The organism is Mycobacteroides sp. H001 (assembly GCF_001440005.1).
Classification (GTDB): Bacteria; Actinomycetota; Actinomycetes; order Mycobacteriales; family Mycobacteriaceae; genus Mycobacterium; species Mycobacterium gwanakae.
In genome coordinates, this window is sequence record NZ_LJYH01000052.1 from 1 (window position 1) to 16,818 (window position 16,818).

A 16,818-nucleotide genomic window follows, 5' to 3' on the forward strand; every position below is an offset into this window, starting at 1 on the left:
CGCCCCAGCTCCCGAGCCCGCCCCGGCCCCGGCTGCTGCTCCCGAGATCCCGCTTCCCGCGGGTGTCCCGGACGCCGCAGACATCGGCTTCGCCGCCGGTAAGGCCGCGTTCGATGCCGGCCCGGTGGCCTCCAACGGTGTGCCGACCAGCCCCGAAGCGATCGCCGGTGTCGTCCGGCATCTGCCCGATCCGAACAACCTGCCCCCCGGTACCACGGACGTCGCGCCCGGCGATGGTCGCGGAGTGTCGTACCTCAAGGACATCGTCTTCGCCATGCAGACGCAGGATGTCAAGGCCAGCGACGCAATCCTGGCCCTGGCCCAGCGCTAACTCCTGCACCAGATAATCGCCCCGGCCCTCACGGCCGGGGCGATTGTCGTTGCGGGGTAACCCTTTCGGCGCGAAGTGTAGGCCCAGTGTCAAGAGGGTTGACGCCCCAGCTTCGAGGCGTACTTTGGTGGGCATGACGGCACCGACCACTCCCCCGGACGTTCCCAGTCAAGAGACATTCGAAGCCGTCTACAACGGCAAACCCATGTTCGAGGGCGCCCCCGCCGCGGGCGTGCCCTGGGATATCAGGGACGCACAACCGCGGATCAAGGAACTCGCCGCGTACGGCGCATTGCGCGGAGAGATCTTGGATATCGGCTGCGGTCTCGGCGAGAACTCCATCTATCTCACTCAGCAAGGCCTGTCGGTCACCGGTCTGGACTTCTCCCCCTCCGCCATCGAGCAGGCGAAACAACGGGCCGCCGCCGCGGGTGTGACCGTCGATCTGCAGGTCGCCGATGCGACAAAGCTTGACGGCTGGGACGGGCGGTTCGACACCGTGATCGACAGCGCCGTGTATCACTGTTTCGATCACGAAGGCCATCAGCAGTACGCGAGCGCGCTGCACCGGGCCACCAGGCCGGGTGCCCGCTGGTTCATCGCCTGCTTTGGCGACGGCACCGTCAATGGCATCGCGATGCCCTTCGGCGTGCAAGACCCCGAAGAGATCAAGACGGTACTGTCCGATGCCAACTGGAACATCCAATACTTCGGCCGGACAACCTATCTCGGATCGCGAGCGGCATTCGTCGGCGCCGCGCTGGCCGGCATCGATCCCGAGCGGATGCCCGCCGATATGCGCGAGCGCTCTCAGCGCCCGGGCGTAGCAGAACAAGCACAGAAGACCTTCGAGCGTCTCCAGCAGCTGGATGACGACCTCATCCACATGCCGTTTTTCAGTATCGTCGCAGAAAGAGGCCAAATGTCATGACCGCACCCACCCAGAACACATTTGAGGATCTGTACCGAGAGAGCATCAAGGACGGCGGGCCCATCGTCCCGTGGGACTCCAAGGACGCCAAACCTCGCATCAAAGAACTCGCTCTACTCGGCGCGGTCCGCGGCGAGGTCCTGGATATCGGCTGCGGGCTCGGCGATAACGCTATTTACCTTGCCCAACAGGGCTTTACCGTCACCGGACTGGACTTCGCACCTTCGGCAATCGAACAAGCCAAGGGCCGGGCGGCCGCAGCAGGCGTCACCATCGACTTCCAGGTTGCCGATGCGACCGAGCTCGACGGCTGGGAATCGAGGTTCGACACCGTGATCGACAGCGGCGTCTATCACTGCTTCGACAATGAGGGAAACGCGAAGTACGCGAGTGCTCTGCGCCGCGCCACGCGCCCCGGAGCACGCTGGTACATATGGTGTTTCGCACACGGGGGAGTACACGGCGTGCCGACACCGTTCCAGAACGCGCTGCGGGCGGAGCAGATCGAACAGACGCTGACCGCCAATGGGTGGACCGTGCTGCAGCTGAACCCGACCACGATGGCCGCACCAAAGGCCGAGTTTCTCAACGCGATTCGCGGAACCTACCGCGGAGATCCCGAAATACTCGACCGGCTGGAACAAGATGTCGACGATCCGCTGCTCTACGTCCCCGTGTACACGGTGATCGCAGAACGCGCGTAGGCCTACAGTTGGCGTCCCGCAAATACGCGGGCCGCGGCTGCGGACATCACCGAGATGGTCCATAGCGCGGGTATCGAGGCGAGCATGGATCCCACAGTGCGGGTCCCAGATTCGGGTTCCATGCCCTCCAAGCGTTGCGCCAGCCAGCGCAGGGCGGCAGGTGCACCCAGGAGGGCCAGTGACACATGCTCGCTGAGCATGTCGCGCCGGTAGGTGACGTCGGTGCCGTGCGTGGCGTAGAAATCGGCTTGGCGATCCACCTCGTCGATACCCACGAGCTGATCGCGTACTGCGGTGTAGATGTACACCGGGCAGGTTGGCACCTCCTTGCCCAGACGCAGATCTTCACTCATGGCCGCGACATCGGGCAGCGCCATCAGATCGGCGATGGGCAGGTCTACATATCGGTCGAGGTTGCGCATCACATACCGTCCGACGGCCTGTCCCGTCGAAAGTCCCCGCACCGTCGTCATGATCTTCTCACCCTTGGGCGTAAGGTGTTGCGTCAAAACAGAATCCAGCGCCGGATAGCTACCGCGCAAGGCAGAAATGGCCGCGAAGCCCAGCCCGGCGAACAATCCTCCGTCGGCCCGCTCCAAGATCTTGCCGGGGTCCGACGCCGGTGAGCCCAACGCCGCCGCGACGATGTTGAGCTCGGGCGCATAGCTAGGTGCCATTTCCGCCGCCCATGAACTGGCAAGCCCGCCACCGGAATATCCCCACAGCCCGATAGGCGTATCGGACGGAAGCCGCAGCTCGGCGAACTGTTGCGTGGCGCGCAAACCGTCCAGTACGTGGTAGCCGGGTTGACGCGCGACGACATAGCGGCCGGGCTGTCCACCGTGGTCCGCGACGCTCACGATCCACCCCTGCCGCAATCCGGCGGCCATCAGCAGCAATTCGATCTGTGGGTTGGCGAAAGGTCCCCGTGCACCCTGTAGCAGACAATAGGAGGGGAAGCAGGATCGCTGACTGGAGTTGATCGCACACTGATACGCCAACAGGCGTGGAGAGTGCGGGTCATGGGTCGCCGGCACCAGCACCGTGGTAACCGAGACTTCAGGCGCGCCATGCGGATCGGTGGTGCGAAACAGCAACTGCCAGGCCGTCACTCGCTGACGTAACAGCCCCAGGAACCCGACGTCTGCCGGGCGGGCACGCAGAACTGTTCCGGGCTCAGCTTCCCAGAAGCCGTCAGGTGGGAGATGAAAGGGATCGTCGTCGGGCCGCGCCGGACGTTTACCGGGGTGCGGAAAAATCTGGGGTGCAGGAGCCGTATTGCGGTGTCTCGGTTGCACTGGAGTGCTCATGAACCAAGGAAGTTACTGCACCCACTGAGCCATCAGTGCCCTGATCTGGGTTTTTAGGTACCAGACCCCAATCGGTGACCGGATTTTTCAGGCCGACCCCACCCACTCGTCACTGCCATCGGCGAAGAACTGGTGCTTCCATACCGGCAGCGCAGCCTTCACATCGTCGACAAGGCGCTGACAGGTGGTGAATGCCTGACGACGATGGTCGGCGCTCACCGCCACCACGAAGGCTGCCTCGCCGACTGTCAGCGCGCCGATGCGGTGGCTCACCGCCACCGCGCGCACACCCTCGGCCTCCGCGGCGATGCGTTCCACCACATCGGTCAGCACCTGCTGAGCCGACGGATGCGCCGAGTACTCCAGCCGCAGCACGGTCTTACCCGCGTCGTGGTCACGCACGTTCCCTACGAATCCGACCGTAGCCCCTGCTGATTCGTGATCGACGAGTTGCTCGTGCTCGATCAGTGAGATGCGTTCCCCGGTCAATAACGCTCGAGTGACGCTAGCGCTCATACGTGATCACCCCCGGCTATCTGGTCGAGTGCATGGCCCAGCACGCCCTCGAGCACCGCAAGCCCGTCTCGCACCCCGCCGGTGGAACCGGGCAGGTTGACCACCAAAGTGCGACCGGCGACTCCACACACGCCGCGGGAAAGGATGCTGGTGGGTACGGCCGGCAGTCCCGAGCGTCTGATTGCGTCGGCCAGGCCGGGTATCTGATGGTCCAGCAGCGCGGCGGTCTGTTCGGGAGTGACGTCCGTGGGCGACAGCCCGGTACCACCGGTGGTGATGACCAGTGAAACCCGATCGGCCAACGCCGAACGAATGGCGTCCCCCACCGCGTCGCCGTCCGGCACGACGATCGGCTTGTCAACACGAAAGTCTTGCGCACCAAGCCATTCGACGATGACCGGCCCCGTCTTGTCGGGGTATTGGCCGGTGGCTGCCCGGGTCGAGGCCACGATAACCCGCGCAGATCTCAGGGTCGGGTCCATGTTCCGGTCTTGCCGCCTTCTTTGCGCAGTACGCGGACATCGTCGATGCGCGATGCCGGGTCGACCGCCTTGACCATGTCGTGCAGGGTCAGTCCGGCGACCGTCACCGCGGTCAGCGCTTCCATCTCGACCCCGGTCCGGTCCTGGGTGCGCGCGGTGGCGGTGATCTGAATGGATCCGTTGATGATGTCGATCTGGAAGTCGACGTCGATGCCCGTGAGCGGTATCTGATGGCACAGCGGGATGAGCTCGCTGGTGCGCTTGGCGGCCATGATGGCGGCCAGACGAGCGGTGGCGATGGCGTCGCCCTTCGGGAGCGCGCCATCAGCCAATAACTTCAGGACGTCCGGGGTGGTGACGAAGCATCCGGCCGCGACCGCCTCGCGTGCGGTGGCCTGCTTGGCCGACACGTCGACCATGTGCGCGGACCCGTGCTCGTCGATGTGGGAGAGACGGTCAGGTGGGGACCCCTCGCTGTCGCGAAGACCGTCGGACACCGTTACTTGTTGATGACGGTGACGGGGTGCACGTAGGGCACGGACTCCACCGGGAACTCGATGTCGCCGAAGGGTGACAGCGCTCCGGTGCGGTCGGCCGCGAGTTCGGAGACCGCGTGCTCACCGTCCACGTGTGCGGGCCAGCCGTTGTCGACGTATTGCTCTTTGTCAGCCACGAAGCCATTGTGGCAGGCCGGGGGGCCGACGGCGAACCCAACCCGCCTCTACGCTGGTGACCGATGAGTGAGGATGCGGCGTTGGCTACCTGGTTGCGCCAGCTGCCAGACGAACAGTTGGTGCGGCTGGTCCAGTTGCGACCCGATTTGGCCTCGCCACCTCCGGGTTCGCTGGCGGCGCTGGCGGGCCGGGCGCTTTCACGCCAATCGGTGCGCGCGGCGACCGACAGCCTGGACTTTTTGACCCTGGCGGTGCTGGACGCGCTGCTGGTGGCACGTGCGGACATCACTGGTGTTCCACTCTCGGAGGTGCTCACCCAGGTCGACGGTCGGGCTACTGAACTGCAGGTGCGCGCCACCCTAGATCGGCTGCGCGAGCTGGCGCTGGTGTGGGGGGATCACGAACTGCACCTGGCGGGAGAAACGCGGTTGGGCCTGCCCTGGGTGGTTGGTCAGGTGATCAGCGAGCAGACCCCGGCCTCCTACGACGCTGCCCGTGCCGCCCTAGAAGCGACCGATGAACGCGGGATGGAGCTGCTGCGGGCGCTCATCGCGGGATCCCCGATCGGCCGCACCCGGGATGCTGCGCCCGACGCCCCACCGGATCGCCCTGTGCAGCGGCTACTGGCCGCCGGGCTGCTGCAGCGCATCGACGGCGAGACGGTGCTGTTGCCGAGATTCGTGGCACAGCTGCTCCGTGGTGAGGAGCCAGACCGGCTGCAGCCCCCCATCGTGGAAATCACGACGGCCACACAGGCCGAAGCCGACGCCGCTGCCGCCGGTGCTGCCCTCGATCTCCTGCGCGAGGTCGGCCTGCTGCTCGACGAGCTCGGGGTCAACCCGGCGCCGCAGCTGCGCAGCGGCGGTTTGGGGGTGCGCGAGGTCAAACGGCTCGCGAAGACGACGGGGATCGACGACAGCCGGATGGGACTACTGCTGGAGGTGCTGGCGGCAGCGGAGCTGATCGCGGTCGGTGACCCCGATATCGAGACCGATGCCGAGGGCTGGCATTGGGCGCCGACCGTACAGGCCGACCGTTTCGCCGAGCTGCCCACCGCAACCCGCTGGTTACGGCTGATGTCGGCCTGGCTGATGCTGGCGGCGCGGCCGGATCTGATAGGTAAGCGCACCAGCGAGGACAAACCCATTGCGGCGCTTTCTGATTCGCTGCGCTCGACCGCAGCGCCACATGATCGCAAGCTACTGCTGCAGATCCTCGGCGAGCTGGAGCCCGGGCAAGGATTGCGGGCCGAGGAAACCTCGCGGGTGATGCGGTGGCGCCGACCGCGTTGGGGCGGCCGGCTGGGCGTGGAACCGGTAACGGCCCTGTTGTTCGAGGCGACGACAATGGGAGTGATCGGGCGCGGCGCTTTGACGACGCACGTGCGCACCTTCTTGGACAGTGCCGGCGATGAGGGCGCGACGCTGGCCGCGATGGACAAGGCACTGCCCAGCCCCATAGATCACTTCCTGGTGCAGGCCGATCTCACGGTCGTCGCCCCCGGACCGCTGACGCGCGAGGTGGAACTGGAGCTGACGGCGGTGGCGGACCTCGAATCGGCGGGGGCAGCCAGCGTCTTTCGGGTCAGCGAGGCAAGCATCCGCCGCGCGCTGGATTCGGGGCGGACCGCGACGTCCCTGCACAGTTTCTTCGGTTCACGCTCCAAAACCCCTGTCCCCCAATCGCTGACGTATCTCATCGACGATGTCGCGCGAAGGCATGGGCAGCTTCGGGCCGGGGTGGCCAGCTCGTTCCTGCGCTGCGATGACGTGGCCCTGCTGACGCAAGTGATGGCATCGGCCGTGGCCGAGGATCTGGGGCTGCGGCTGCTGGCCCCGACGGTCGCGGTGTCCTTGGCTCCCCTGGCCGAGTTGGTGGCCGGGTTGCGCTCGGCGGGCTTCGCCCCCGCCGCCGAGGATGCCACCGGAACGATCGTGGCGCTGCGGGCGCACCGCGCGCGGGTGACACCGCAGCCGCACCGGATGGGTTGGACGCCACCCGTGCTCAGCGAGCCCGCGGCCGCCGCGGTGGTCAAGGCATTACGGGCGGCGGGCGATCACGACGGCGTTCGCATCGAGCCGTCGCATGCGGTGGCCTTGCTGCAGCAGTCCGCCAAGGCTCAAACCAGCGTGTTGATCGGATACGTGGACCCGGCCGGGGTGGCATCCTCGCGCGTGGTCAATCCGATCAGCGTGCGCGGTGGGCAGCTGTCGGCCTTCGATACCGCCGCCGGGCGAATCCGCGACTTCGCGATCCACCGCATCACCGCGGTTTCCCCACCGTCCTGACCGCGACGGCTGGTTAACCCCTCAGCGGACACCCTCGAAAGGATTCCAGGACTCACTCTTGCGCACCCCATGCAGGTAGTAGGCCTGGTTGGCGATTCCCATGAACAGCGCAGCAAAGCCAAAGGAGAACGCGCGCGTCACACTGTCGGAGGCTCCCAGGACCCCCAGCGCGATGCTGACACTCACGGTGATCCCCAGCAGCACGAGGCCCTTGCGCCACATCCCCTTGACGAAGAAGTAGATCGGGCCAAAGAAAAAGGCCAGAAAATTACTGGTCAAGCGGATACGTGTCCAGAACGACCCGGCCCGGAAGATGGCATTGGCCTCTTCCTTCGTCGGTGCCGCAGCGTACTGGTCGTAGAACGCGAACCGGCGCTGCCAAATCTCGGCCAGGGTGCTGCGGTCTTGTGGTGTCGTCACCGCAGCAATCTAGCAGGGCATACAGCACCCGCCAATGTCTCCGGGCATCACTATCCTGGACCGAATGACCGATGGACCGCTGATCGTCCAATCCGATAAGACCGTGCTGCTGGAGGTCGATCACGACCAGGCAGACGCGGCACGCCAGGCGATTGCCCCTTTCGCCGAGCTCGAGCGTGCACCCGAGCACGTGCACACCTACCGCATCACCCCGCTGGCGCTGTGGAACGCCCGCGCCGCCGGGCATGACGCCGAGCAGGTTGTCGACGCCCTGGTCACCTTCTCCCGGTACGCGGTACCGCAACCGCTGTTGGTGGACATCGTCGACACGATGGCCCGCTACGGGCGCCTGCAGCTCGTCAAACATCCGGCCCATGGTCTGACGTTGGTGAGCCTGGATCGCGCCGTCCTCGAAGAGGTGTTGCGGCATAAGAAGCTCGCCCCCATGTTCGGCGCCCGCATTGATGACGACACCGTGCAGGTGCACCCCAGCGAGCGTGGCCGCGTCAAGCAGCTGCTGCTTAAGATCGGCTGGCCGGCAGAGGATCTCGCGGGATACGTGGACGGTGAAGCGCACCCGATCAGCCTGGCTCAGGATGGTTGGGAGCTTCGGGACTATCAGCAGATGGCAGCCGACTCGTTCTGGGCGGGCGGTTCCGGCGTGGTGGTACTGCCCTGTGGTGCCGGTAAGACGCTGGTGGGTGCCGCCGCCATGGCCAAGGCCCAGGCGACCACCCTGATCCTGGTGACCAACACCGTCGCCGGTCGGCAGTGGAAGCGGGAGCTGATCGCGCGGACCTCGTTGACCGAAGAGGAGATCGGCGAATACTCCGGTGAACGCAAGGAGATCCGGCCGGTCACCATCGCGACCTACCAGGTGATCACCCGGCGCACCAAGGGCGAATACCGCCACCTGGAGCTGTTCGACAGCCGGGACTGGGGCTTGATCGTGTACGACGAGGTGCATCTGCTGCCCGCTCCGGTGTTCCGGATGACGGCCGACCTGCAGTCGCGCCGCCGCCTCGGACTGACCGCCACCCTCATCCGGGAGGACGGCCGCGAGGGCGACGTGTTCAGCCTCATCGGGCCCAAGCGTTATGACGCACCGTGGAAAGACATTGAGGCACAAGGCTGGATCGCCCCCGCTGAGTGCATCGAGGTGCGGGTCACCCTTACCGATAACGAACGGATGATCTACGCGACGGCCGAGGCCGACGAGCGATACAAACTGTGCTCGACAGCCCACACGAAGATCAACGTGGTGAAGTCGATCCTCGCCCGCCATCCGGGAGTTCCCTCGCTGGTGATCGGCGCCTACCTCGATCAGCTCGACGAGCTGGGCACCGAGCTCGGCGCCCCGGTGATCCAGGGCTCCACCAAGAACGCCGAACGCGAAGCGCTCTTCGACGCTTTCCGTCGCGGGGAGATCGCCACCCTGGTGGTCTCCAAGGTAGCCAACTTCTCCATCGACCTTCCGGAAGCAGCTGTAGCGGTTCAGGTTTCGGGTACGTTCGGCTCACGCCAAGAGGAAGCGCAGCGACTTGGGCGGCTGCTGCGGCCGAAGGCAGACGGCGGGCAGGCCTATTTCTATTCGGTGGTGTCGCGCGACACCCTCGATGCCGAATACGCCGCCCACCGGCAGCGATTCCTTGCCGAGCAGGGCTACGGCTACCGGATCACCGATGCCGACGACCTGCTCGGGCCGGCAATTGGTTAGCGGTCCGGGACAGTTCGTCACCGGATCGCTCCGCAGGTGATTCGAAGCGGCGCTTGATGCGCAGTAGAGGCGTCTCGAAGTACCGGAAGCTGACATAGGCAACGACGACGACGAGAACCGTTGTCCCGGCGCACAGCACCAACCCTTGCTCCTCGTGCACCACGCGGCGAACGACGTTGGCGCACAACATGTGCATCAGGTAGATCCCATAACTGATGACACCGATGAATGCCAGCGGCCGCCAGGTCAGCACTGGGTGCATGAGGGTGTCCTCGCGGATGGTCACGGCGGTGACCGCGGTGACCATGATGACCTGTATCGACCAGCGCGGGGCACCGAACCACAGCGCGCCGATCATCGCCGCGAACACGGTCGGGGCCGACCACCACCATCCCAGCACCGCGGAGACTCCCGCGTAGCCGCGACGCGTGTTCACCACGATCGCGGAGGCGGCACCGAGCAGGATGGGCAAGGACAGGCTCGCGAAAATGCGCCAGGGCAGCACCCGGGTGTCCAGAAACATGCCTGCGCCCACCGATACCGCGATCAGGACGAACAGCACGGCAAGCGGGGGCCCGATTCTTCCCTTGGCCAGGAGCAGCGCGCCGGCCAACAGGGGCGGCCACAACACATAGAACTGTTCCTCGGTGGACAGCGACCACGAAAAATAGAACGGCACCGAGGTACCGGCGGACAGGTCGACGAACCAGTTGACGGTGTAGGTCAGGAACGCGGGCAGGTTCCGGAAGAATTGCTCGCCCTTCGGCGTATCGCGTTCGGTGGCGAACACCAGCAGGACATACAGTGCCAGCACCGCGTAGTACAGCGGGAAGATTCGTAACGCCCTGCGCGCATAGAAGTTTCGCAGCGAGATGTCCGCCGTGCGATCTCGTTCACGCATCAGCAGCGTGGTGATGAGAAAGCCACTGATCGCGAAGAAGAAGTCCACGCCCATGAATCCGCTGTGCGAGATCCTCGGGCCCGGCGTCCCTGATGTGTGGTGCCAGATCACCGCCAGGACGCTCAGCGCCCGCAGGCCATCCAGAGCCCCGAATTTTCTCGTGGCCATAAAGCACTCATAAGCAGCCACAGACCGTCGCGACACCGAAAGGAGGGTATCAGCGTTACCAGACTAGCGCTGCTGTCGGCAGCCCTGGTCCGCAGCGGTGTCCAGCTGGATATCCGTGGAGCTGATCGACGGCGTGAGAAAACGAAGATGCCCGATCAACTCGCGCGGCAGATCGTCGACCCGGATCGGGTACCGGGTGCCGTCGATCACGCTGCGCGCCGTCAGCGAGAAGGTCTTGGCGACATCGGCGTCGAACGCGCCGTACTTCTGCAGCGCCGTCGCAACCATCTGCTGGAAGGGGCTCAGTTTCAGCGTTCGCAAATCCAGGGCCGGATCAAGCTGAATTCTGATCCCCTCCGGCACCCCATCGAGGACCGTGCCGTCCGACCGGGTACCCGGGTACACGTAGGTGGGGGCGTTGATCGGGATGGCGAATCTCAGTGCGTGATCAATCGCGCCGGCTTGTACATCCTCCGGCGTGATCAGCCCGGCCAGGTAGGACAGCTCGCCGCCCGAATGCGCGGGCCCACTGACATGTCCGCCCGATCCGGTGTTGACCCGGTAGGTGGCCTGGGCAATGGCCGACATCGCATCCGGCTTGAAGGACTGGAACTCATACTCACACCCGGTGGTGTCGTCGATGATCGCGATATGGGCGTCGGCGTCCTGGGTGGGCAGATAATGCGGCAGGTAGGGGATCTCGATCGACTTCCCGCTGTTGCGGACGGCGACGGTCCGGGTCGGGGTGCCCGCGGGCGCGTGGTAGACGGCGGTGGTCCAGATGTCCTCGTTGACGTCGATTGCCTTGACATCCGGGTGATGCATCAGCGCGGCAACCCAATTCGGCGAACGCGGGTCGACCGCCGGATTGAGCGGGAGGGGCTGATTCAGGAAGGAATTCGCCGCGAAGTAGTTGCCGTTGCCCGAAGCCGGACCAAGCGCGACCTGAGACACCGAGAACTCTTGTACCGCAGGCCCGCTGACCCCGGCATAGCTGACGCGGACCGCATGTACACCGGCCTCTACGGTGCGTGTGGCGAGATCGGTCCCCCAGTCACGGGTATCGGCATGATCGAAGATCAGCTCGCCATCCAGCCATACACGCGCGACGACACCACCGCTCATCGAGGCGATCCGATACTGACCCGTCACCGGGAATCGCAACGAGCCGATGGCGTCGGCCGAGAATCCGTCGGCCTGTACGCCCGGTGCTGGAGATCCCGCGAAGTTCCCGCCGACCGAGTACTCGCATCGAGCGAGCACCGCGGTGCCCGCATGATCGGTGTTGTTGTAGTACCGCGTCCAGTATTGGCCTACATCGCAAGGATTCTGGGCTGCCGCATCCGTCTCATTCCGGGCAGGCGCGCACGCCGCCACCACCAGGAACACCGTAAGCAGAACGAACGCACGCACGGATTCACTGTACGGGCGAACTCTTACCTTCCGGCGGCGGCAATCTTGTGGAAGTACCGCTGAGTGCGCTTCATCGAGAATCCGACGATGGCGTTCACCGCGGGGGTGGCATTACGAATCGGCCCCGTGCCGTCGATGGCCCATGCCCAGGTGAAGTCGGCACCGCGATCCGTCGGCGTCACCACGTAGTCCTCGGCGAAGGCACGCAAGCCGGGAGCGGGCACCGGCATGCTCGTCACGTAGAACGCCTTCCGACGTCCTTCCTCCCAGAGGAAGTAGTGCTCGTTCACCTTGGGCCCCACAGCCGGCCCGATCTTGCGCACCGCTCCGACCCCGGCGCGCGGGCTACCCCACACAACCCTGATACCCGGCGCCAACCACCGCAACGTGGTGTCGTTGGTCAGCTCACGCCACACGGTGTCGGCGGACACCGGCACCGAGATGGTGTGACTGGCTCGCACGGGAGCACTGGACAGGAAGGCTTCATCGACTGCGTCAAGCGAAGGCATTCCCGTAACTTACGGTATCGGTTGGGTTGTAAACAATGGGCCCTACTGCTGTTGCGCACAGGTCTGGTCGGCCTGCTCGTCCAACCGGATGTCAGTAGACGCCACAGTGGGTTTGAGGAACTGCAGATGCTGGATGAGGGCCTGCGGCAACCCCGAAAGTGGCAGGTTGAAAGGCGCTGAGGCCATGGTGTTCTCGGTGGCGACGGCGAGCACCCCGGCGGTATCGGCGTTGTAGCCGCCGTAGTTCTGCAAGGCGATGGCCACCATCCGCTGAAACGGGGTCAGAGCGAACTGGTCCAGATTCAGAGACGGGTCGAGCCGCATCCTGGTCCCCTGCGGAATGCCGCCGGGCGTGGTGCCGTCGGAACGGGTGCCCGGATAGGCGAATCGTGGTGAGCCGATAGGCAGCGCATAGCGCAGCGCATGGTTGATGCCGCCCGCGTTCACCTCGGACGATCTGATGAGCCCGGCCAGCCAGGACAGCTCGCCGCCCGCATGGGCCGGCCCCGATGTGTGTCCGCCGGTGCCCGTGTAGGCGTGATAGGAGGCGGAGGCCACCGCCGAGGAGGAATTGTTGAACATCTCCAGCTCATAGGCACATCCCTTCGCCTGATCCACGATGATCAGCGCGCTGTCACCGTCAGGGCTCGCCCTATAGGACGGCAGGTACGGAACCGTCAGGTACTTGTTCGAGTTGGTGATCCGGATGGCGCGGGTAGGGGTGCCCGCTGGCGCGACGTAGATGGGTTGCGTCCACGTGCTGCTGTTCAGCGAGATGCCATTCTGGTTTCCCAGCATCGCCACCCAACCGTCAGAGCGAGAGTCGATCTGGGCGTCGGCGGGGATCGGTGTGTTCCAGAAGGAGTCTGCCGAGAAGTAGTTGCCATTGGTACTGGCCGGGCCCGGCCCCATTTGCGAGACGGAGAAGAACTCGAAGGAATCGCCGGACGACTTCCAGAAGGCAACCTGAACCGCGTGATCACCCGCGGTGACGTTCTTGGCAGCTAGATTTCGGCCCCAGCTCACCGTCCCCTTGTCGATCACCAGTTGTCCGTCAAGCCACACCCGCACCGCCATGTTCCCGGTGTCCGCGCTGAACACGTAGTTGCCACTGACCGGAAAGTGGATTGTTCCGACATATTGGGCACCCCAGTTCGACGTGTTGACACCGGATACCGGTGCGGCACTTCGGAAGTATCCACCCACCGATGTCTCGCACTGTCGCGCCACCGGGTCACCGCTCAACGCGGTGTTGTTGTAGTAGCTGGCCTGGTACTCATTCACAACGCAGTCCGAGGATGGCGCCGTGGTGGTTGTCGGCGTCGTGGTGGTGGGCGCGGTCCACACCACCGTCACCTTGTCCAGCACCAGCATTCGCCCGCAGAAGAAGGTGCTGTACGCCGCGCTGTTCGTAATGGTGATGGAATGCGACCCTTCGGCGATGGACAAATCCACCGTGTAATCGGTCAGGCCATTTGCCGATACGGTGAAATTGCCCACCTCGGCATTGTCGACGCTGATGCGCATGGCCGGCGCGCCCAGACATTGCTGCCCACGCGCCCGAATAACTATTCTCGACGAAGTTTGGAGCCACACCGTGTTTGTGGCAATAGCATTCTGACCGTATAGGCCCAGGAGGGTTCCACCGGACGCACTACCGTCCGCCCAGGCTCCCCCGCCGCCGCTGGTATAGGACATCGATTCTGCTTCGATGGCCGTATCTGCTTGCGAGACAGATGGAAATGTTATCCCGATGGTCACTAGGACGGACACGACAACCAAGAACCGTAGAACTCTCATGAGCGTGAACACCCTGTCCGATAGCAGGCGTAAAACGATTCACGCGCAAAGTACTATCGGATTAATTCGAATCACCAGAGCATTCGTTCAAGCGAGATTCTCCGGCGATGAATCCGTAATAGACAGAGCGTCTAATTAAATCAATTACACACGGGCGGCGACTATTTCGCGCACAAACAGATCTATCCCGGAACGGTCGTACGCCGCTTCCGGAAAATTGCATATCGCATAGCCCAGACCCAGTCTGCGGAACTGAGCCAGACGCTCTGCGATCTGCTCGGGAGTTCCGGCGGTCGCGGTCAGATTGCCGACCGTGACATCGGCGATGTCCTCGCCGACAACCGGAACCAGCCGCGCCTTGATGGCCGCCAGCCGGTCCGCCACCTCGGCATCGTCGGCACCGATCACGACGTTGATGTTGGCGCTTCGAACAATCGCATCGAAGTCGGTGCCGATGTCCTTACAGTGCGCCGCAAGAATTTTCGATTTGTGTTCGAATTCCTCGGGAGTCTGCCCGAAGTTGGTGTACTGGGCATAACGTGCCGCGATCCGCAATGTCACCTTCTCGCCGCCACCGGCGATCCATAGCGGAATGCCCTTGGGCTGCAGTGGCTTGGGCGCCACGATGGCGTCGTCGACCTGGTAATAGGTGCCGTCCAGGCTGACACGCCCATCCCGCCAGGCGTCACGCATGATGCGCACCCCTTCGCGCAATCGGCCGAGGCGCTCGGCGGCGTCCGGAAAGCCGTAGCCGTAGGCGCGCCACTCGTGTTCGTACCAGCCGCCGCCGATGCCCATCTGGGTGCGTCCGCCCGAGATAATGTCCACTGTCGCGGCGATCTTCGCCAGATACACCGGGTTTCGGTATCCCATCGCCGTACACATCTGCCCGAGCTTGATTCGCGAGGTCACTGCCGCGAAGGCGGACATCAGCGTCCACGCCTCATGGGTCGCCTCGTCGGTGGGTACCGGCACGGTATGGAAGTGGTCGTAGACCCACACCGAGTCCCACGGCCCGTCCTCCGCATAGCGGACCAGATCACGCATGACGTCCCATTGACAATCGGGCGCGACGCCTACCAGATCCAGGCGCCAGCCCTGCGGGATGAAGACTCCGAACTCCAGTGTCTCGGCCACCCGCGCCACACTACGCCGGGGCGGGAGATCCCACCCAGCGGGTGAGCGCTTCGCCGAGGCCCGCATCGGACCCCTCCCCCACCCAGGCGACGTACCCGTCGGGTCGCACCAGCACCGCATCCGGCGCCGAGACCTCACCGAGCACCGGAAGATCCCATGCACCTGAGTATTTCGCGTCAACCAGCTGAACCCGGTCGGCCCATCCGTCGACGTTCAGACTCTGTGGCTCGCCAAAGTTGAACACCACAGCACGGGCGGCGTGCAGGTAGGGGTAGACGCGGGTATGCCCATCCGGGGTGACCACGTCCAGGTCCGGCATGCGGCGCCCCAGCAGCGGATGCCCCCCGCCCAGCTCGTAGTGGATGTCCAGGCCGCTCATCATGCCGGCGATGCGCTTGCGTGGCTCATCCATCGCCAGCAGGTCGGCCACGATGTCACGCAGTGCATCCATCCGCGACCCGGCGTCGGACAACGGTGTTTGGGCCATGGTGTTGTGCAGCACCCTTTCGGCCACCGGATGACGCTCGCAGTGGTAGGTGTCCAACAGCGAGTCCGGGGCTTCTCCCTTGATCACCGCCGCCAGCTTCCATCCCAGGTTCACCGCATCCTGAACACCGGTGTTCAGCCCCTGTCCGCCGAACGGGAAGTGAATATGCGCGGAATCTCCGGCAAGGAACAGGCGACGGTCGCGGTAGCGGTCGGCCTGGCGAGTCATATCGGAGAACCGCGACATCCAGCGTGGACTGTGCAGCCCGAAATCCGTTCCGGCGATGGCGATGAGCGCTTCCTTCGCCTCTTCCAATGTCGGCTCGACACCCAGTCGGTCAAGATCGGTGCTGAACACCAACCGGCACCACCCCTCTTCGAAGGGCAGGATGCCGAGGAACGATTGTCCCGGCTTGCGCAGCAGACCGAACTCGAGCGGTTGCTCGGTGATCTCGGCGTCCACCAGCATCGCCGAACACGACGGATCATGTCCGGGAAACCCGATCCCCGCCGCCTTACGGATGGTGCTGCGTCCGCCGTCGCATCCGATCAGGTACAGCCCACGCAGCGCACTCCCGTCGGCAAGCTCCACATCGACACCGGAGTCGTCCTGGGTAAACCCGACGACCTCGGCGTTGTAGTAGATCGGCACGCCGAGTTCGGTGATCCAGGCCGCCAAGGTCTTCTCCGTGTAGTGCTGAAGCAGGCCCAGGGCGTAGGGGTGACGAGTGGGGAAATCCTCGATGCTCATGAAGATCCCCGAGAAATGGGTGACCTGGCCGGTCATCCCCTGAGAGAGGAATCTCTCGGCGATCCCACGCTGATCGAACACCTCAATGGTGCGCGAATGCACGCCCGCCGCACGTGATCCCACCTCTTCGTGGCTGCCCCGGCGTTCCAACACCGCAACGTCAATACCGGCGAGAGCCAGCTCACCGGCCAGCATCAGCCCGGTTGGGCCTCCACCTGCGATGACCACTGCATGCTCGGTCATGGTTCTCCTTAACGTCGTTATTGGTATTGACTCCATA

At 64.5% G+C, this 16,818-nt stretch carries 16 protein-coding genes and 1 pseudogene; 5 read left to right on the forward strand and 12 right to left on the reverse strand.

Features of this window, described 5'->3' with window-relative positions:
* The 3 genes and pseudogenes from AOT83_RS26030 to AOT83_RS26040 form a co-directional block, all read left to right on the forward strand.
* Nucleotides 1-331 (forward strand): annotated as a pseudogene (locus AOT83_RS26030) (resuscitation-promoting factor RpfA); the annotation flags it as partial.
* Nucleotides 332-458: 127 nt separating this feature from the next.
* On the forward strand, nucleotides 459-1,262 hold the full coding sequence (locus tag AOT83_RS26035; protein WP_052399418.1) for a class I SAM-dependent methyltransferase: 804 nt from the start codon (nucleotides 459-461) through the stop codon (nucleotides 1,260-1,262).
* Nucleotides 1,259-1,966: a class I SAM-dependent methyltransferase gene (locus tag AOT83_RS26040; RefSeq protein ID WP_057965689.1), complete on the forward strand. Its 708-nt coding sequence runs from the start codon at nucleotides 1,259-1,261 to the stop codon at nucleotides 1,964-1,966. The genes AOT83_RS26035 and AOT83_RS26040 overlap by 4 nt, the downstream gene beginning before the upstream one ends.
* A 2-nt stretch (nucleotides 1,967-1,968) precedes the next feature.
* Here AOT83_RS26040 and AOT83_RS26045 read toward each other — a convergent pair whose 3' ends face one another.
* From AOT83_RS26045 to AOT83_RS27535, 5 genes are all read right to left on the reverse strand, one after another.
* Nucleotides 1,969-3,276: a lipase family protein gene (locus AOT83_RS26045; RefSeq protein ID WP_070923791.1), complete on the reverse strand. Its 1,308-nt coding sequence runs from the start codon at nucleotides 3,274-3,276 to the stop codon at nucleotides 1,969-1,971.
* A gap of 87 nt (nucleotides 3,277-3,363) precedes the next feature.
* Nucleotides 3,364-3,792 (reverse strand): molybdenum cofactor biosynthesis protein MoaE, encoded by a 429-nt coding sequence (locus tag AOT83_RS26050; RefSeq protein ID WP_057965687.1) that lies wholly within the window; start codon nucleotides 3,790-3,792, stop codon nucleotides 3,364-3,366.
* Complete coding sequence (locus tag AOT83_RS26055; RefSeq protein ID WP_030094318.1) at nucleotides 3,789-4,274, reverse strand: MogA/MoaB family molybdenum cofactor biosynthesis protein; 486 nt, start codon at nucleotides 4,272-4,274, stop codon at nucleotides 3,789-3,791. The genes AOT83_RS26050 and AOT83_RS26055 overlap by 4 nt, the downstream gene beginning before the upstream one ends.
* Nucleotides 4,259-4,693 carry a cyclic pyranopterin monophosphate synthase MoaC gene (moaC, locus tag AOT83_RS26060; protein WP_057965695.1) on the reverse strand — a complete coding sequence of 145 codons (435 nt, stop codon included), beginning with the start codon at nucleotides 4,691-4,693 and terminating at the stop codon, nucleotides 4,259-4,261. Before moaC ends, AOT83_RS26055 begins: the two co-directional genes overlap by 16 nt.
* 80 nt (nucleotides 4,694-4,773) lie before the next feature.
* Nucleotides 4,774-4,947: a hypothetical protein gene (locus AOT83_RS27535; protein ID WP_044104154.1), complete on the reverse strand. Its 174-nt coding sequence runs from the start codon at nucleotides 4,945-4,947 to the stop codon at nucleotides 4,774-4,776.
* A gap of 63 nt (nucleotides 4,948-5,010) precedes the next feature.
* Between AOT83_RS27535 and AOT83_RS26065 the strand changes: the two genes are divergently transcribed.
* Nucleotides 5,011-7,236 (forward strand): helicase-associated domain-containing protein, encoded by a 2,226-nt coding sequence (locus AOT83_RS26065; protein WP_057965686.1) that lies wholly within the window; start codon nucleotides 5,011-5,013, stop codon nucleotides 7,234-7,236.
* Between the two features lie 21 nt (nucleotides 7,237-7,257).
* Here the strand turns inward: AOT83_RS26065 and AOT83_RS26070 are convergent, their stop codons facing one another.
* Nucleotides 7,258-7,656: a DUF2628 domain-containing protein gene (locus AOT83_RS26070; RefSeq protein ID WP_057965685.1), complete on the reverse strand. Its 399-nt coding sequence runs from the start codon at nucleotides 7,654-7,656 to the stop codon at nucleotides 7,258-7,260.
* A 64-nt stretch (nucleotides 7,657-7,720) separates the two neighbouring features.
* On the opposite strand from AOT83_RS26070, the gene AOT83_RS26075 reads away from it, so the two are divergent.
* A complete protein-coding gene (locus AOT83_RS26075; RefSeq protein ID WP_030094314.1) occupies nucleotides 7,721-9,373 on the forward strand; it encodes a DNA repair helicase XPB in 1,653 nt (550 codons plus the stop codon).
* On the opposite strand, the gene AOT83_RS26080 is transcribed toward AOT83_RS26075, so the two are convergent.
* From AOT83_RS26080 to AOT83_RS26105, 6 genes are all read right to left on the reverse strand, one after another.
* Nucleotides 9,333-10,442 (reverse strand): acyltransferase, encoded by a 1,110-nt coding sequence (locus tag AOT83_RS26080; protein WP_057965684.1) that lies wholly within the window; start codon nucleotides 10,440-10,442, stop codon nucleotides 9,333-9,335. The two genes, AOT83_RS26075 and AOT83_RS26080, sit on opposite strands and share 41 nt — an antisense overlap.
* Nucleotides 10,443-10,505: 63 nt before the next feature.
* Nucleotides 10,506-11,855 carry a PA14 domain-containing protein gene (locus AOT83_RS26085; RefSeq protein WP_057965683.1) on the reverse strand — a complete coding sequence of 450 codons (1,350 nt, stop codon included), beginning with the start codon at nucleotides 11,853-11,855 and terminating at the stop codon, nucleotides 10,506-10,508.
* 23 nt (nucleotides 11,856-11,878) lie between these two features.
* A complete protein-coding gene (locus AOT83_RS26090) occupies nucleotides 11,879-12,364 on the reverse strand; it encodes an SRPBCC family protein (protein WP_057965682.1) in 486 nt (161 codons plus the stop codon).
* Nucleotides 12,365-12,406: 42 nt separating this feature from the next.
* On the reverse strand, nucleotides 12,407-14,164 hold the full coding sequence (locus AOT83_RS26095; protein WP_070943085.1) for a PA14 domain-containing protein: 1,758 nt from the start codon (nucleotides 14,162-14,164) through the stop codon (nucleotides 12,407-12,409).
* A gap of 144 nt (nucleotides 14,165-14,308) precedes the next feature.
* Nucleotides 14,309-15,310: an LLM class F420-dependent oxidoreductase gene (locus tag AOT83_RS26100; protein ID WP_030094309.1), complete on the reverse strand. Its 1,002-nt coding sequence runs from the start codon at nucleotides 15,308-15,310 to the stop codon at nucleotides 14,309-14,311.
* 1 nt (nucleotide 15,311) lies between these two features.
* Complete coding sequence (locus tag AOT83_RS26105; RefSeq protein WP_057965680.1) at nucleotides 15,312-16,781, reverse strand: FAD-dependent monooxygenase; 1,470 nt, start codon at nucleotides 16,779-16,781, stop codon at nucleotides 15,312-15,314.
* Nucleotides 16,782-16,818: the final 37 nt, after the last annotated feature.

Coding starts and splice junctions, on each gene's coding strand:
- AOT83_RS26040 (WP_057965689.1), top strand. CDS start 1,259: ATGACCGCACCCACCCAGAACACATTTGAGGATCTGTACCGAGAGAGC.
- AOT83_RS26045 (WP_070923791.1), bottom strand. CDS start 3,276: ATGAGCACTCCAGTGCAACCGAGACACCGCAATACGGCTCCTGCACCC.
- AOT83_RS26050 (WP_057965687.1), bottom strand. CDS start 3,792: ATGAGCGCTAGCGTCACTCGAGCGTTATTGACCGGGGAACGCATCTCA.
- AOT83_RS26055 (WP_030094318.1), bottom strand. CDS start 4,274: ATGGACCCGACCCTGAGATCTGCGCGGGTTATCGTGGCCTCGACCCGG.
- moaC (WP_057965695.1), bottom strand. CDS start 4,693: ATGGTCGACGTGTCGGCCAAGCAGGCCACCGCACGCGAGGCGGTCGCG.
- AOT83_RS26065 (WP_057965686.1), top strand. CDS start 5,011: ATGAGTGAGGATGCGGCGTTGGCTACCTGGTTGCGCCAGCTGCCAGAC.
- AOT83_RS26075 (WP_030094314.1), top strand. CDS start 7,721: ATGACCGATGGACCGCTGATCGTCCAATCCGATAAGACCGTGCTGCTG.
- AOT83_RS26080 (WP_057965684.1), bottom strand. CDS start 10,442: ATGGCCACGAGAAAATTCGGGGCTCTGGATGGCCTGCGGGCGCTGAGC.
- AOT83_RS26090 (WP_057965682.1), bottom strand. CDS start 12,364: ATGCCTTCGCTTGACGCAGTCGATGAAGCCTTCCTGTCCAGTGCTCCC.
- AOT83_RS26095 (WP_070943085.1), bottom strand. CDS start 14,164: ATGAGAGTTCTACGGTTCTTGGTTGTCGTGTCCGTCCTAGTGACCATC.
- AOT83_RS26105 (WP_057965680.1), bottom strand. CDS start 16,781: ATGACCGAGCATGCAGTGGTCATCGCAGGTGGAGGCCCAACCGGGCTG.